Here is a 15,894-nt window from a genome sequence, read left to right on the forward strand (position 1 = left end):
CGTGGCAATCACGATCCGGGAGGTGGCGAGCGCCGCGGGCGTATCGGTGTCGACGGTCTCCCGCGCCTTCACGGCGCCCGACCAGGTGCAGCCGAAGACCCGGCAGCGCATCCTGGAGGCCGCGGCGAAGCTCGGTTACGCGCCGAACCCGGCGGCGCGCAGCCTGCGCGGCGGCGGCACGGGCACGCTCGGGCTGATCATCCCCGACATCGCCAACCCGTTCTTCCCGCCGATCGTCAAGGCGATGCAGGCCCGCGCCCGGCGGCTCGGCTACACCGTGCTGGTCGCCGACAGCGACGAGCGCGAGGCCGACGAGCTGGAGACGATCGCGGCGGTCTCCAAGCGGGTCGACGGCCTGGTGCTGTGGGCGTCCACGCTCACCGAGGACCGGCTGGGCGAACTGGCCGACCAGATGCCGCTGGTGGTCGTCAACCGCCATGTGCCCGGCATCCCCGAGGTACGGATCTCGCTGTCGGCCGGGATCGCGCAGGCCGTGGAGCACCTGCGCGCCTACGGCCACCGCCGGTGCGTGTTCATCAACGCCTCACGGGACGAGCTGAGCCGCGGCAAGTCCATCCACGAGTCCTTCGAGGCGCAGGACGTCTCCTTCGTCGAACTCGGGCCCTACGAGCCGCGGTTCGAGACCGGCGTGCTGGCCGCCACGCTGGTCGCCGCGCACGGCGCGACGGCCGTGCTCGCCCACAACGACCTCGTCGCCCTCGGCGTCCTGCACCAGATGGCGAGCCTCGGCGTGAGCGTGCCGGGCGACGTCAGCGTCATCGGCATCGACGACACCCTGCTCGCGTCCGTCTCCACCCCCAGCCTCACCACCATCAGGATCGACCCGGAGGAGGTCGCCACCCGGGCGGCCGACCTGCTCCTGGAGACGATCGCGGGCCACGGCGCGGCGCGTGCCGACGCGCCCGCCGACCCGCGGGCCACCCCCTTCGTGGAGATCGGCTCCCGGCTGGTCCCCCGCGCCTCCACCGGGCCCGCGCCGGGCCGCTGAGTCACCCGCCGTACCCGCGCCCACCGGCCGCCACGGCGCACATCGGCGCGACCCGCCCCGGGAACCGCGTCCCCCCATTCACAGCAAGGCACCCCGCACCGACCTCACCCTGCCCTCCGTGGAGACGAAATGTCCAGACAATCCCGTAATGCGGCCCTGCTCGGCTGCACCGCCATAGCCGTGTCCGTGGCCCTCACGGCCTGTTCCGCCGTCACCCCGAGCAAGTCCGGCGGCGGCGACGGCGGCGGCGACCTCACCCTCCGCGTCCAGGGCATGCCGCCCGCCACCGACAAGGCCGCGCTGACCCTCTTCAAGCAGCAGGTCGCCGACTTCGAGAAGGCCAACCCCGGCATCAAGGTCAAGGGCTCCACCACCGTCTTCGACCCGCTGACCTTCTCCGCCAAGCTCGCCGGCGGCAACGTCGAGGACGTCATCAAGGTCCCGCTCACCGAGCCGCAGCGGCTGATCCAGCAGAAGCAGGTGCAGTCGATCAGCGGCCAGCTCCAGTCCTGGGACCACTTCAAGGAGTTCAACCCGCAGGTCCTCAAGCCGCTGAGCGACAGCGCGGGCCAGGTCTACGGCGTCCCGCAGAATCCTTACGCCCAGGGCCTGGTCTACAACCGCGCGCTGTTCAAGGCCGCCGGGCTCGACCCCGACAAGCCGCCCACGACGTGGGACGAGGTCCGCGCCGACGCCAAGGCGATCGCCGCGAAGACCGGCAGGGCGGGCTTCGTCCAGGAGTCCAAGGACAACCAGGGCGGCTGGCAACTCGCCATGCTCTCCTACGCGTTCGGCGGCGACCTCGAACAGCGGCAGGGCGACACGTACACCGCGACCCTCACCGGCGAGGCCACGAAGAAGGCGCTCGGCCTGCTCAAGGACATGCGCTGGAGCGACAAATCGCTCGGCCGGAATCTGCTGAACAACCAGAACGACGTCATCAAGCAGTTCGCGGCCGGACAGGTCGGGATGTTCATGGGCAGCCCCGGCACCTACCGGCTGGCCAAGACGCAGTTCGGCATGGAGAACACCGACGACTTCGGCGTCGCCTCGATGCCGCAGTCCGGCGGCAACGCGACCCTGACCGGCGGCGACATCTACATGGTGCCGAAGTCCGCCGACACCAAGCACGCGGCGGCCGCCGTGAAGTGGCTGACCTTCGCCTACGCCGAGCCGCAGTACAGCACCGAAGCCGCCGCGGGCCAGGCCAAGGCGCTGGCGGCCGACCCCAAGTCGGCGGTCGGCGTACCGACGTTGCCGGTCTTCGACACCGCGCGGCAGACCGAGATCAACGCGGCGATCAAGCCGTACGTGAACGTCGAGCTCGACAACTTCGCGCCGTACACCCAGGGGCTGGGCAAGCTCGACCTCAAGCCCGAGCCGCCGTACGAGGCGCAGACGCTGTACACCGCGCTCGACCCGGTCGTGCAGGCGGTGCTCACCGACCGCGGCGCGGACGTCGACGCGCTGCTCGCGAAGGCGGAGAAGGACGTCAACGCCAAGCTCGCCACCGACCAGTCCACCCAGAAGTAGCCGTTCATGAGCCTGCTCACCCACTCCCGGCGCGCCGCGCCCTCACCCGTCGCCCCCGCCAAGGGGAGCGCGGGCCGCCGCCGCGGCGGGACCGCCGCGCGCAAGCAGATCACGGCCTGGCTGTTCCTGCTCCCGGCCGTGCTGGTCTTCGGGCTCTTCGCCTGGTGGCCGATCGTCCGCAGCCTGCTGCTGAGCTTCCAGCGGACCAATCTCGTCGATCCCGCCGTCTGGGTCGGCTTCGACAACTTCCGCGCGGTCTTCGACGATCCGCTGCTCGGCACCGCCGTCGGCAACACCCTGTTCTTCGTCGGCCTCGGTCTGCTGATCGGGTTCCCCGCGCCGCTGATCCTGGCCGCGGTGATGTCGACGGTACGGCGCGGCGCGGGGGTGTACCGCTTCCTGGTCTATCTGCCGGTCGTCATCCCGCCCGTGGTCGCGATCCTGCTGTGGAAGTGGTTCTACGACCCGGGCAGCGGCCTGTTCAACACCGCGCTCGGCAAGGTCGGCCTCGGCCCGTACACCTGGCTGGAGTCCTCCGACACCGCGATGCTCTCGCTGGTCCTGGAGGCCACCTGGGCCGGGATGGGCGGCGCCGTGCTGATCTACCTGGCCGCGATGGTCGGCATCCCCGGCGAGCTGTACGAGGCCGCCGAGGTGGACGGCGCGGGCGTCTGGCGCCGGATCTGGCACATCATGCTGCCCCAACTGCGCTCGGTCATCGGCCTGTTGCTGCTGGTCCAGCTCATCAACACCGTGCAGGTCTTCACCGAGCCGTACGTCTTCACCGGCGGCGGCCCCGACAACGCGACGCTGACCGTACTGCTGCTGATCTTCCGCTACGCCTTCCAGAACGGCGAGTACGGCCAGGCCGCCGCGCTCTCCTTCCTGATGGTGCTCGCGCTGGGCCTGCTGTCCGGGGTGTATCTGCGCGCCACCCGCGGCTGGAGCACGTCATGACCCTGCTGAGCGAATCCCTCACCACCTTCGTCTCCGCCCACGACCGGCGGCGGCCCGGCGTACGGGCGGCCGTCCGCTCCGTCCAGGCGCTGACACTGATCCTGCTGCTGCTCATCGGCATCGGACCGCTGTACTGGATGGTCAAGGGCGCGGTGTCCGCGCCCACCGAACTCACCAACCACCCGCTGGCGTTGTGGCCCGACCGGCCGCGGCCGGGCAACTTCGCCACCGCGTACACCGACCTGAGCGTCGGCCGCTATCTGATGAACACCTTCCTGGTGGTCGGCGGATCGTGGTTCGTGCAGCTCTTCGTCTCCGCGACGGCGGGCTTCGCGCTGTCGGTCCTCAAGCCGCGCTTCGGCAAGGCCGTCTACGGCGCGATCCTGGCCACGATGTTCGTGCCGTACACGGTGAACATGGTCAGCCTCTTCATGACCGTCATCGACCTGCCGCTGCTGCACCTCAACCTCGGCGACACGTACTGGGCGATCTGGCTGCCCGCCGGGACCAACGGCTTCACGGTGCTGCTCGCCAAGCAGTTCTTCGACGCGCTGCCGAAGGAACTCTTCGACGCGGCACGGGTCGACGGGGCGAACACCTGGCAACTGCTCACCAGGATCGTGCTGCCGATGAGCAGGCCGGTGCTCGCCGTGATCAGCCTCCTCGCGGTCATGCACAGTTGGAAGGACTTCATCTGGCCGCTGGTCGCGCTCACCGATCCGGAGAAGCAGCCGATCAGCGTCGCCCTCGCCCAACTCGCCACCCAGGCACCGCAGGACCAGCTCATCGCGGCCATGGTGCTCGCCGTCGCGCCGCCGATCCTGTTCTTCGCCGTCGGCCAGAAGTACATCGTCGCCGGGCTCGGCTTCACCGGCGTCAAGGGCTGAGTACGCCCGCACCCCCCGCTTCATCCACGCACCTTCTCTTCGGGACAAGAGAGAGGCACCTCCATGCCAGTCGCACGCCGCACATTCCTCCAGGGCACGGCCGTCGCCACCGGGGCCGCGCTGCTCCCGGCCGTCGCCGCCCAGACCGCGCACGCCGCGGGCGCGGTCACCGTCTCCGCCGACGGCATCACGCTCGTCGGCCAGAGCGACGGCAGCGTCCTGATCAGCGACGGCTCGGGCACCGCCCGCGTCCTGATCAGCCACTTCATGATCAAGGACAGCGTCCTCGGCCAGCAGCGCACCTACGGCGGCACGCCGACGCAGGTCACGCTGCCCGACGGCCGTAGCGCCGTGCGGATCACGTACACCATGGGCAGCGGCGCGTCCGGCGTCACGGTGCGCGGCACCTTCGACGTCACCGCGCACAAGGCCCACATGTCCTGGGAGGTCGGCGGCTCCACCACCCTGACGCCCACCGGCTTCATGGTCGCCCGCACCGTCCAGACGCCGAGCGCGGCCGAGTCGTACGAGGCGCTGACCACCTGGACGAAGGACCCGCGCGGCGGCATCCCGTACGAGGTCAACGCGGGCGCCGCGTACACCGAGACTTGGTCCGACACCCGGGGCTCCTTCTGCCTGGCCGCCAGCAACTCCACCTATACGACGGCCACTTGGCTGCACACCCCCGGCGCCGCTACGGGCACGGACACCGCCGCCACGACGGTGGACTTCGTCCTCGGCGGGCTGCGCCCGCGCGGCGCCGGGGTGCTGGCGGCGGGCAGGCCGCTGGGCGTGGAGGTGTGGACCGACCAGCCGTTCAACCTCTACAAGACCGCCGGGCAGACGATGACGCTCAAGGCGCAGGTGGTCAACGGCGGTTCGGCGGCCAAGCCGGTCACCGTGACGTGGTGGGCGCGGGACTTCGCGGGCACGCAGATCGCGGGCGGCACCGTCTCGCAGACCGTCGCCGCGGGCACCGCCTGGGACGCCTCCTTCCCGGTCGCCGCCCCCGCGCACGGCATCGTCTTCACCGAGGTCAGCGCCGTGAGCGGCGCCGACTCCGCGCTCGCCAGGACCAACCTGTCGGTGCTGCCCGACTTCGCCTACCAGGCGGGCGGCGAGTCGATGTTCGGCCTCGCCAACTACCCCTGGCTGCTCAAGCCGAGCCAGGCCGACGTGCTGGCGCTGCTGAAGCTGATCGGCGTGAAGCGGATCAGGATCGCCTACGCGGGCGCGCCCGGCATCGACACCGCGACCCTCGACGCCCACGGCATCCACCACAACGTGGAGCTGAGCGGTATCCCGATCGGCGGCAGCGCGGACCAGATCGCCGCCTGGGCCGACACCAACACCGCGAAGGCGACCGCCGCCGCCGCGGAGTACTTCGAGGTCGGCAACGAGGTGAACGCCCCCTGGATGGAGGGCCGGGGCGTCGAGGCGTACATCAGCGACGGGCTGAAGCAGGTCACCGACCGGCTGGCGGCGGCCGGTTCCACGATGAAGGTCATGAACGCGGGCCTCGGCGGCATGGACTACGTGTGGACCGAGAAGTTCCAGCAGGCGGGCGGCTGGGACCTCATCGACGCCTTCGCCTTCCACCCGGGGCGCGGCAACTTCACCCCCGACTACGCCCCTTCGCCCGACGACTGGGTGGAGGGCACCACCGGCACCTACTGGAACTTCCTCGGCGCGCTGCGCAAGGCCAAGGAGATCATCGCCGAGTACGGGCCGAAGGAGCTGTGGATGTCCGAGGCGTACGCCCCCACCAAGCCCAACTCCTGGTGGCAGGACACCTACCGGCACGCCGCCGAGAACGTGCTGCTCAGCCTGGCGCTGGCCAAGTCCGAGGGCGTGCGCGGCGTCAACTGGTACCAGTTGCACGACTCGACGATCCACCACCCGCAGGAGGCCGACCCGGACAACGTCGAGTTCCACTGCGGCATGATGCACCGCGACACCAGCGCCAAGCCGTCGCTGCTGGCGTACGCGACAGCCGCGCGCGTCCTCGACCAGGCCACGTACGTACGGCCGTTGGTCTTCGCCGACGCGGACGTGAAGGGGCTGCTGTTCACCACGCCCTCGGGCCCGGTGTCGATCCTGTGGACCCGCAAGGACGGCTACGTCCTCAACGCCGACCACGGCGCCGACTCCTGGTACGCCTCGCCCGAGCCGTGGACCGACCCGTGGCCGACGAAGACGCAGGTCGTCGCGCACTCCGGGACCGTGGCCGGGACGGTGCGGGAACTCAACTGCGTCGGCGAGGAGCGGACGTTGAACGCGGCCGGCGGGAAGGTCACGCTCACCCTGGACGGAGCGCCGCGCGTCTACTACGGCCTCGCCGCCAACCCCGACTGGAAGTAAGCACGTCATGAGGGGCCGAGAAGAGTCATGAGGACGTCATGAGGAACGACACCGCACGGCACGACATCACCGTCGTCGGCGGCGGCCTGGCCGGGGTCTGCGCGGCCGTCGCCGCCGCCCGGCTGGGCCGGACCGTGGCGCTGGTCAACAACAGGCCGGTGCTCGGCGGCAATTCGAGCAGCGAGGTCCGCGTGTGGGTCTGCGGTGCCACCGGGCACGGCAAGAACCACCACGCCCGCGAGGGCGGCATCATGGGCGAGCTGTTCGTCGAGAACCAGTACCGCAACCCGGACGGGAACCCGTACTACTGGGACACCGTGGTGCTCGACGCCGTGCGCGCCGAGCCCAACATCACGCTGTACCTCAACACCGATGTGCGCGAGGTCGACGCCGAGGGTCCCGACGACGCGCGCCGGATCACCGCGCTGACCGGCTGGACCATGGGCTCCGAGCGGCGCGTCCGCTTCGAGAGCGAGGTGTTCCTCGACTGCACGGGCGACGGCCTGATCGGCTACCTGGCCGGGGCCAGGCACCGCATCGGCCGCGAGGCGCGCGCGGAGTACGACGAGCCGTGGGCGCCCGAGACCGCCGACGACATCACGCTCGGCTCGACGCTGCTGTTCTACACCAAGGACGCCGGCCGCCCCGTCACGTACGTGCCGCCGGACTTCGCCAAGGACATCACCACGACGTCCATCCCGCAGCGCCGCATCATCAAGGCGGGCGACAACGGCTGCGCGTACTGGTGGATCGAGTTCGGCGGCGAACTGGACACCGTCCACGACAACGAGCGCATCCGCGACGAGCTGTGGTCGGTCATCTACGGCATCTGGGACCACATCAAGAACTCCGGCGAGTTCGACGCCGAGACGATGACGCTGGAGTGGGTCGGCTCGCTGCCCGGCAAGCGCGAATACCGGCGCTTCCTCGGCGACTACGTCCTCCACCAGGGCGACATCCTCGGCCAGACCGAATTCGCCGACCGCGTCGCCTTCGGCGGCTGGTCCATCGACCTGCACCCGCCGCAGGGCATGTACGCCACCGAGGCGGGCGCCAAACAGCGCTACGCGGACGGCATTTACCACATCCCGTACCGCAGCCTGTACTCGGTGAACACCGCCAATCTGCTCTTCGCCGGGCGGAACATCTCCGCCAGCCACGTGGCCTTCGGCTCGACGCGGGTGATGGCCACCTGCGCGACGATCGGGCAGGCGGCGGGCACGGCGGCGGCGCTGTGCGCGGACGCCGGGATCTCCCCGCGCGAGCTGGAAGTGGCGTCACTGCACCGGGCGTTGCTCCGCGAGGACGCCTCGGTGATCGGGCTGGCCTCCGACGACCCGGACGACCTGGCGCTGCGGGCGACGGCGACGGCGTCCAGCACCCTGGCGGACCTGACCGTCGAGACCTCCGGCGCCACCTGGCCGCTGACCGCCGACGCGGGCCTCGTCCTCCCGGCCGACCCCGCGCTCACCGGCCTCGAACTGCTGCTGGACGCCGAGCGCGACACCGTGCTGACCGTCGAGCTGTACGACCCGGAGCTGGGGCAGAACTATGTGCCGCGCCGCCTGGTCGGCTCGGTGTCGGTCCCGGTCGCCGCAGGGCGCGGCCAGTGGGTCAAGACCGGCCTGGAGTGGGCGCCGGACACCCCGCGCAACGCCTTCGTCGTCGTCCGCGCCGACCCGGCGCTCGCGCTGCGCGTCGCCGACCGGCCGACGCCCGGCGTGCTGTGCTTCACGCGGGTGCCGCTGCGACCGCAGGACGAGTCGCCGCAGCCGCTGCGCGAGTGGACGGACTCCGGCCTGCTGCGGCGGACCTTCTGCCTGCGGGCGGGGGAGACGGCCGCGTTCGCGCCCGCCAAGGCGGTCGACGGATACGCCCGGCCGTACGCGGGCCCGCACCTGTGGGTCTCGGAGCCGGTGCGCGAAGGCGCGCCGGAATGGCTGGAGTTGGCGTGGGACGAGCCGGTCGCGCTGCGCCGGATCGAGGTCGTCGCGGACGACGACGTCAACGAGGACCTGATCAATCTGCACCACCACAGGACCCCCTTCGACACGCTCCCGACGCTGGTACGGGACTATCGGGTGGAGGTGCGCGACGCGGCCGGGGCCGACTGGCGGGTGCTGGACCGCGTGACGGCCAACCGGCGCCGCCGCCGGGTCCACGTCCTGGAGGAGCCGGTCACCGCCCGCGCGGTACGGATCGTCGTCGAGGCGACCAACGGCGCCGCGTCCGCGCACGTCGTCGCCGTACGGGCCTACAGGTAAGGGAGTTGGCGGTGGTCACAAGGGTGCTGGTCACCGGGGCGGCCGGGCGGATCGGGCGGGCGGTCCTCGCGCTGCTCGCCGAGCGCGGCGTCGAGGCGAACGCGCTGGTCCTCGACGACCCCGGCGACCTGGGCCGGCTCGGCGCGCGGCTGGTCGTGACCGGCGACGCGGCCGACCCGGAGACCGTCCGCAGGTCCCTGGACGGCGCCGACGCGGTCGTCCACCTGGCGGCGATCCCGACGCCCGAACGCAACACGCCGCAGGAGGTGTTCAGCGGCAACACGCTCGCCACCTTCTCCGTACTGGAGGAGGCCGGGCGGGCCGGGGTGCGGCACGTGGCACTGGCCAGTTCGTGGGGGGTCACGGGACTGCCCTGGACCGGCGACCCGGCCCCGCACCCGCCGTACGTCCCCGTGGACGCCGCCATGCCCGGCCAGGTCGAGGACCCGTACGGGCTGTCCAAGCAGGTGGACGAGGTGACCGCCGCCATGATGGCGCGTCGGCACGCCATGAGCGTGGTCTGCCTGCGCTACCCGTACGTCGGCGGCTTCGAGGAGCGGCTGCGGGCGCACGCGGCGCTGGTCACCGAGCAACCGGCGTACGGCGCGCGGGACTTGTGGACGTATCTGGAGGTCGGCGACGCGGCGCGGGCCGCGCTGCTGGCCCTGCGGGTGACGCAACCCGGCGCGCATGTCGTGCACGTGTGCGCGCCCGAGATCCTGGTGCCCTTCCCCACCGAGGAGTTGATGCGCCGCTTCCACCCGACGACCCGCGTACTGCGTCCGCTGCCCGGCCGTACGGCACCGGTCGACACGGCGGCGGCGCGGCGGCTGTTCGGGTTCACGGCGGAACGCCTGATCGACGGGTGAGGTGACACCGGGCGGACACCGGCCGGACGGCGCCCGGTCGGCCGCGCGGTCGGGCTGGCGGTTGACGGCTGGTGAAGCGGAGGCCGCGCGGGCCGCTACCTTGGCCCGTACAACGCTGCCGTCGGGCCGGAGGAAAAGCACGTGAGCCGTCGCTTCGAGGAGATCGACTGGCGTCCGACGCCGATGGGCGAGATCAGCCTGCGGCGACGGCGGGACGTGGCGACCGGCGAGGACGTGCACGAGGTCAAACTCGGCGACGAGTTCCTGATGTCGAGCCTGTTCACCGCCGGTGAGATCGCGCTGTCCCGGCTCGGCCTGGCCGAACTCCCGGACGGGGACGGGGATGGGGACGGGGACGGGGACGATGGAGGGGACTCGTACGCGGATGTCGCCGTCGGCGGACTCGGCCTCGGCTACACCGCGCGCGCGGCGCTGGAGGACGCGCGCGTACGGTCGCTGGTCGTCATCGACGCGCTCGCCGAGGTGATCGGCTGGCACCGGGAGCATCTGGTGCCGCTGGGCGCGGAGTTGACGGCCGACCCGCGCTGCCGCTTCGTGCACGGCGACTTCTTCGCCCTGGCCGCCGACGCCGACGGGCTCGACCCCGAGACGCCCGGCCGCCGCTTCCACGCCGTGCTCCTGGACGTCGACCACTCGCCCGCCCACGTCCTCCACCCCCGGCACGCCGCCCTCTACCGCCCGGACGGCCTGCGGCGGCTGGCCGCCCACCTCCACCCCGGCGGCGTGTTCGCCCTGTGGTCCAACGACCCGCCGGACGACCCCTTCACCGCCACCCTCCGCGAGACCTTCGCCACGGCCGAGGCCCACGTCGTCACCTTCCCCAACCCGCTCCAGGACGGCGAGGCGACCAACACGATCTACGTGGCGCGCACGGCGTCCTGACGTTGGCGCCGTGCTGACGGACCGTCAGGCGGGCGCCGTGGTCAGGAAAGCGCGGGTCTCGGCGACCACACGGTCCTGGAACTCCGGCTCGCGCACCTGCGCGGACCGACGTGCGGGCGCTACGCCCTCGGCACCCGCAGAATCCGCAGCATCGTCGTCCGTAGCGCTTCCCCCAGCTCCTCGTCGGAGAGGTCGGCGAGGAGCGGCAGGGTCTCCGGGGCGAGGAGGGCGGTGCTGTAGGCGATGCGTTCGGCGGGTGTCGGCTGCTCGCCGTAGAAGAGGGTGAGGCCGCGCCGGTGCAGTGCGGCCACCTCTTCGTGGTTCTTGGTGGTGTGCCGCGCGTCCGGATCGGTGGAGGCCATCACGGCGTAGTGCCGGTTGGTGACGAGGAATTCGGCGAAGCCGTTGACCACGTGCTCGATGCGCGCCCGCCGGCCGCGCATCGCGTCGGCGTCGTCCAGCAGCGTCTCCATCCGGCGCATGCCGGGCTGCATCGCCGCGTGCAGGATGTCGCCCTTCGCGCGGAAGTGGTAGTAGACGGCGGCCTTCGTCAGGCCCAGCTCGTCGGCGATCATCTGGAGCGAGGTGGCGTTGTAGCCGAGTTCGAGGAAGAGCCGCTGGGCGGTGTCCAGGATCTGCTGCCTGGTCTGCTCGGCCTGCGCCGCACGGGTGGACATGCCCTTGGCAGGCGTCGGCATGGTTCTTGCTCCTCCTTCGTGGGCCGCGAGGACCGCACCGCAGCATACAAGCCGCCGGGGGCCCGGAAGCCGGTCGTCCGGCGGGTCACGGGCCCCTCGCGGGCCGGTCGCGGGCCGGTCGTGGGCGGCCCGTCTCACCGGCCGGGTGCTGGGTCGCGGGCGTGCCGGATCACCGGCCGAGGCCCGGTCACTCGCCAGCCAAAGACTAGTGACTCACCTGCCGATGTCCAGCGACTCACCATACGTTGGCAAGCGATTTACTTGACCTGCGGCTAGTGAATGCTTAACGTCAGGCTCGGCGTGCGCTACCCGAACCGGCCGTGGAGATATGTACCCATGTCAAGCTATTTGTACCGACTCGCCCGGCTCGCCTTCCGGCGCCGACGGCTGGTCCTGGCGTTGTGGCTGGTGGCGGCCGTGGTCGCCATCGCCGCCGCCCAGATCAGCGGCGGGAAGACCAACGACAACTTCACGATCCCCGGCACCGAGGCGCAGAACGCGTCCGACGTCCTGTCCGCCAAGCTGCCCGCCTTCAGCGGCGGCCAGAGCACGATCGTCTTCGCGACGACCCAGGGCAGCAGGAAGGTCACCGACCCGGCCACCATGAAGGTGATCGAGTCGGCCATGACCAAGCTGCGGACGGTCCCTCAGGTCTCCAACGTCGTCGACCCGTTCCAGGGCAAGCTCGTCTCGCAGGACGACAAGATCGCGCTCGGCCAGGTGCAGTGGTCGGCGGCGGCCACCGACGTCAAGGACGCCAACCTCGACCTGTTCAACGACGCGATGAAGCCCGTACGGGCGGACGGCGTCCAGGTCGAGTACAACGGCAGCGTCTATCCGGGCTGGCGGCAGGTGATCTCCGAGCTGCCCGAACTCATCGGCCTGATCGTCGCCTTCTTCATCCTGATGATCACCTTCGGGGCGTTCGCCGCGGCGGGCATGCCGATCCTGGGCGCGATCATCGGCGTCGTCACCACGCTGATGGCCATCACGGCCGTCGCGTCCGTGGTCACCATCGCCTCGGCCTCCACCACCGTCGCGCTGATGCTCGGGCTCTCCTGCGGCATCGACTACGGCCTGTTCATCCTGTCCCGGCACCGTACGAACCTGCTCAACGGCATGACGCCCGAGGAGTCCGTGCCGCTGGCCATGGGCACGGCGGGCAGCTCCGTCGTCTTCGCCGCGCTCACCGTGATCATCGCGCTGTGCGGGCTCACCGTCGTCGGCATCCCGTTCCTCACCGTCATGGGTCTGGCCGCCGCCGCCTCGGTCGCCGTCGCGCTGCTCATCGCGCTGACCCTGCTGCCCGCGATGCTCGGCTTCGCCGGGACCAAGGTCGCCACTTTCACCCGGCTGCCCTGGCTCGGCGCCCGCGCGGAGCGGGTCGCCCGCCGTTCGGCCGCCGACCCGGACAGCCCCAACGGCGCCCGCTGGGCCCGCTTCGTCGTACGCCACCGCATCCTCGTACTCATCGGCGGCGTCGCCCTGCTCGGCGTGCTGGCCATCCCCGCCCTCGATATCCGGCTCGGCCTGCCCAGCAGCGCCTCCCAGCCGAAGAGCACCACCCAGCGCAAGGCGTACGACCTCACCACCGAGGGCTTCGGCGCCGGTTTCAACGGCGCGCTGCTGATCGTCGCGCAGAACACCAGCAGCCCGGCGGACACCGCGGCCATCGCGGCGCGGCTCACCAAGGTGCCGGGCGTCGTCAAGGTGACGCCGCTGGCCTCCAAGAACGGGGTCTCACTGATCCGCGTGATCCCCAAGACCGGGCCGAACGACCCCGCCACCGCCGACCTCGTGCACACCCTGCGCGACGACCGGCAGCAGCTCGAAGGTCAGACCGGCACCGACATCCTCGTCGGTGGCACCACGGCCTCCAACATCGACGTCTCGGCCAAACTGTCCAGCGCGCTGCCGGTCTTCCTGATCGTCGTGGTCGGCCTGGCCTTCATCCTGCTGACCTTCGCCTTCCGCACCATCCTGGTGCCGATCAAGTCCATCCTCGGCTTCCTGCTGTCGATGGCCGCGGCCCTCGGCGCCCAGGTGGCGACCTTCCAATGGGGCTGGGGCCAGCGGATCTTCGGCATCACGCCGACCGAGACGATCAGCTTCCTGCCGATCATCATGCTGGCCATCATCTTCGGCCTGTCCAGCGACTACGAGGTCTTCGTCGTCTCCCGCATCAAGGAGGAGTACACGAAGAACGGCGACGCCCGCCGGGCCGTGCAGCGCGGCACCGGCCTGTCCGCCCGCGTCGTCACCGCCGCGGCCCTCATCATGTTCTTCATCTTCGTCGCCTTCATGTTCACCGACGACCCCACCATCAAGGCCATCGGCTTCAGCTTCGCCGCCGGCGTCTTCCTCGACGCCTTCGTCGTCCGCCTCACCCTCGTCCCCGCCGTCCTCGCCATCGTCCGCTCCAAGGTCTGGTACCACCCCCAGTGGTTCTCCACATACATCCCCGACCCCGACATCGAGGGCCAACGCCTCGAACACGAACTGAAATCCGGCCGCCTGACCTGACCCGCCCTGACCCCGGCCGCTCCGCGGTTCAGACCGAGCCGACGGCGGGCTCACCCCCCACCGTCGTCCCGAGCGGAACGCCGAGCCCGCGTTCCCGCCGCAGTGCCGAGCAGCGCCTGATACCGCAAGTTGCTCGGCCGCGCGGCGTCGGGTCCGAGACGTGCTTCCCAGTCCCGGCAGACGCCCGCGACGAGCGCGGCCACGGCCACGGGGTCGGCGCTCCGCCAGGACGGGAACCGCTCGGCCCAGGCCACAGCGGCCTCGTCCGGCCAACCGGCTTCCATCAACCGCACCGCGGTGAGCGCCACGTCCACCCAGGCGGGCCCTGAAGCGACCATGGCCCAGTCCACGACGCGCGCGCCGCGCGCGCCGATCAGCAGATTGTGGGGATTGGTATCCGTGTGCAGCAACGCGTCCCCGGCCAGCAGCAGTTGCTCGTCATCCGACAGAACGTGCGCGTAGCGGTCACCCAACCGCGGCGCCAAGCCGTCCGCGGTCACCTCCTGCATACGCGCCAGCGCCCGCGCGACCAGTGCCGTGTCGGCGGAGCCCGGGGTGAGGTCGGCGTGCCGACCGTCGATGTACTCGAATACCAGCACATCCCACCCGGCGACCGTCACCCGGGCCAGCAACAACGGTGCCACCCCGGCGACCAGCGGGTTCGCCGCGACTTCCCAGTCCTGGCCGACAACCCCGTCCGTGTCCGAGACCGGAACGCCCTTGACGAACACCCGCCCGTCCGCGGTGGCCAGTACGGCGGCGGTCTGGCACGTCAGCCCCTCCGCCACCGGCACCCAACCCGTCACCGCCCCCACGTACCCACCCACCGCTACCCGTACGGCGGACGGCAGCGCGTCCCATTCGGTACGTGGCATCCGGGCACCTCCGACGAAAGGTCCCCGAGGCGACCGCTTCGGGGCCGAACACGCTACTGCGTCGCCCCGCACTTCCGGCAGCGAATCTTGCCCGACCATCCGACCCACTCGTGATCGCAATTCGGCACGACGGTGGGCGGCCTGGTCGCGGTCGCCGGGATCTGCGCGTACGACTCCGACGCGCAGGGCCTCGCGCAGCGGTACTTCCACCAAGCGCTCCGCCTCGCAAAAGCCTCCGGTGACGGCGCCGACATGTCGCCCGCGCTGGCGACCGACCTGTACGCGATGCAGGCCAAGGCGTTCTCCCGCATGGGCGACCAGGCAGCCTCATCAGCCTGCGCGACTGGACCCCGGCCCAGACCTACGCTGCCGAAGCCGTACGCGCCCAGGCGCACGCGCGCGGTTCCGTGCACCGTCTGGCCACGCTCGCCACCGCCGACCTCGGTCGCGGCAACCCCGAGCAGGCCGCCGCCCACAGCCTCACCGCCCTCACCTTGGCCCAGGGCCAGGAATCACAGCGCCTGACCGGCCGTCATCTCGATCATTACCTCATCCGCCAGCGGCCGGTCGCCCTGGCCACCACCGTCAACGAAGCCGGTGAAGCCCTCCTGCTGTGGCGCCACCGCTTCATCACCGACAGCTGGGGCTGGGAACTGGCCGCCGGTGTCGTCGAGCACGGAGAGGACGTCGAAGCCGCGGCCGCCCGCGAAATGCTCGAGGAAACCGGCTGGCGCCCCGGCCCCCTCCGCCACCTGCTGACCGTCGAGCCCTCCAACGGCCTCACCGACGGCCGCCACCACGTCTACTGGTCCACCACCGCCGAACACATCGGCCACCCCGAGGACGACTTCGAGTCCGAGCGCCGCGAATGGGTCCCCCTGTCCTCGGTCCCGACCCTGATCGAACGCGGCGAGATCCACTCGGCGAACGCCGTCGCCGCTCTCCTTCTGCTCCACCACATGCACGCCACCGCGTGAGTCCGGCACCGCCGGTCAGACCGAGCCGAGGTCGATCT

12 protein-coding genes and 1 pseudogene are annotated in these 15,894 nt (G+C 71.1%); 11 read left to right on the forward strand and 2 right to left on the reverse strand.

Annotation, left to right across the window (positions count from 1 at the left end):
* Position 1 precedes the first annotated feature (1 nt).
* From ABZX65_RS17150 to ABZX65_RS17185, 8 genes are all read left to right on the forward strand, one after another.
* Positions 2-1,009 carry a LacI family DNA-binding transcriptional regulator gene (locus ABZX65_RS17150; protein WP_355339792.1) on the forward strand — a complete coding sequence of 336 codons (1,008 nt, stop codon included), beginning with the start codon at positions 2-4 and terminating at the stop codon, positions 1,007-1,009.
* A gap of 129 nt (positions 1,010-1,138) precedes the next feature.
* Positions 1,139-2,542: an extracellular solute-binding protein gene (locus tag ABZX65_RS17155; RefSeq protein ID WP_355339795.1), complete on the forward strand. Its 1,404-nt coding sequence runs from the start codon at positions 1,139-1,141 to the stop codon at positions 2,540-2,542.
* 6 nt (positions 2,543-2,548) lie between these two features.
* Complete coding sequence (locus ABZX65_RS17160; RefSeq protein WP_355339798.1) at positions 2,549-3,499, forward strand: sugar ABC transporter permease; 951 nt, start codon at positions 2,549-2,551, stop codon at positions 3,497-3,499.
* Positions 3,496-4,386: a carbohydrate ABC transporter permease gene (locus ABZX65_RS17165; protein WP_355339801.1), complete on the forward strand. Its 891-nt coding sequence runs from the start codon at positions 3,496-3,498 to the stop codon at positions 4,384-4,386. The genes ABZX65_RS17160 and ABZX65_RS17165 overlap by 4 nt, the downstream gene beginning before the upstream one ends.
* Positions 4,387-4,449: 63 nt before the next feature.
* Positions 4,450-6,747, forward strand: coding sequence for a hypothetical protein (locus tag ABZX65_RS17170; protein WP_355339804.1), 2,298 nt, complete (start codon positions 4,450-4,452; stop codon positions 6,745-6,747).
* A 38-nt stretch (positions 6,748-6,785) separates the two neighbouring features.
* Positions 6,786-9,011: an FAD-dependent oxidoreductase gene (locus tag ABZX65_RS17175; protein WP_355339807.1), complete on the forward strand. Its 2,226-nt coding sequence runs from the start codon at positions 6,786-6,788 to the stop codon at positions 9,009-9,011.
* Positions 9,012-9,022: 11 nt separating this feature from the next.
* Positions 9,023-9,880, forward strand: a complete 858-nt coding sequence (locus ABZX65_RS17180) for an NAD(P)-dependent oxidoreductase (protein WP_355339810.1) — start codon at positions 9,023-9,025, stop codon at positions 9,878-9,880.
* Positions 9,881-10,021: 141 nt separating this feature from the next.
* Positions 10,022-10,783, forward strand: a complete 762-nt coding sequence (locus ABZX65_RS17185; RefSeq protein WP_355339813.1) for a spermidine synthase — start codon at positions 10,022-10,024, stop codon at positions 10,781-10,783.
* Positions 10,784-10,902: 119 nt separating this feature from the next.
* Here the strand turns inward: ABZX65_RS17185 and ABZX65_RS17190 are convergent, their stop codons facing one another.
* Positions 10,903-11,481 (reverse strand): TetR family transcriptional regulator, encoded by a 579-nt coding sequence (locus tag ABZX65_RS17190; protein WP_355339816.1) that lies wholly within the window; start codon positions 11,479-11,481, stop codon positions 10,903-10,905.
* 336 nt (positions 11,482-11,817) lie between these two features.
* On the opposite strand from ABZX65_RS17190, the gene ABZX65_RS17195 reads away from it, so the two are divergent.
* On the forward strand, positions 11,818-14,004 hold the full coding sequence (locus ABZX65_RS17195; RefSeq protein WP_355339819.1) for an MMPL family transporter: 2,187 nt from the start codon (positions 11,818-11,820) through the stop codon (positions 14,002-14,004).
* 50 nt (positions 14,005-14,054) lie between these two features.
* Here the strand turns inward: ABZX65_RS17195 and ABZX65_RS17200 are convergent, their stop codons facing one another.
* The gene (locus tag ABZX65_RS17200) at positions 14,055-14,879 is read right to left on the reverse strand and encodes a phosphotransferase (protein ID WP_355339822.1); all 825 of its coding nucleotides are present in this window, start codon (positions 14,877-14,879) and stop codon (positions 14,055-14,057) included.
* 135 nt (positions 14,880-15,014) lie between these two features.
* Here ABZX65_RS17200 and ABZX65_RS17205 point away from each other — a divergent pair.
* Together ABZX65_RS17205 and ABZX65_RS17210 are read left to right on the forward strand one after the other, a co-directional pair.
* Positions 15,015-15,403, forward strand: a pseudogene (locus ABZX65_RS17205) (transcriptional regulator); the annotation flags it as partial.
* Positions 15,401-15,856: an NUDIX hydrolase gene (locus ABZX65_RS17210; RefSeq protein WP_355340142.1), complete on the forward strand. Its 456-nt coding sequence runs from the start codon at positions 15,401-15,403 to the stop codon at positions 15,854-15,856. The pseudogene ABZX65_RS17205 and the gene ABZX65_RS17210, both read left to right, overlap by 3 nt.
* The last annotated feature ends 38 nt before the right edge of the window (positions 15,857-15,894 follow it).

This window comes from Streptomyces sp. NPDC003300 (genome assembly GCF_040610915.1).
Classification (GTDB): domain Bacteria; phylum Actinomycetota; class Actinomycetes; order Streptomycetales; family Streptomycetaceae; genus Actinacidiphila.